This window comes from Vibrio sp. 10N.222.49.C9, assembly GCF_041474985.1.
Taxonomy (GTDB): Bacteria; Pseudomonadota; Gammaproteobacteria; order Enterobacterales; family Vibrionaceae; genus Vibrio; species Vibrio crassostreae_C.
The window spans coordinates 1-271 of sequence record NZ_JBFRVD010001167.1 but is presented as its reverse complement, the minus strand read 5'-3'; the positions used below and the strand labels follow the sequence as shown (position 1 = coordinate 271).

General features: G+C 42.1%; 1 protein-coding gene. It reads right to left on the bottom strand.

Going from position 1 to position 271, the window contains the following annotated elements:
* A partial coding sequence (locus tag AB4585_RS27400) for a glucose PTS transporter subunit IIA (protein WP_372171899.1) occupies window positions 1-271 on the bottom strand: 271 nt, incomplete at both ends.

The following is a 271-nucleotide window of genomic DNA, read 5'->3' as shown; positions in this document are numbered from 1 at the left end:
TAACAACTGGAGTCAAAGTAGATTTAGCTTTCTCTTCTAGGAATGCAAGGTCAAACTCGATGATAGTATCACCAGCTTTAACTTCTTGGCCTTCTGAACCGATGCGAGTGAAGCCTTCACCTTTCAGTTCAACAGTGTCGATACCGAAGTGAACGAATAGTTCGATACCGTCAGTTGATTCAATAGAGAACGCATGGTTTGTCTCAAAGATCTTACCGATTGTACCATTCACTGGTGCAACGATTTTGTTGCCAGTTGGTTTGATAGCGAT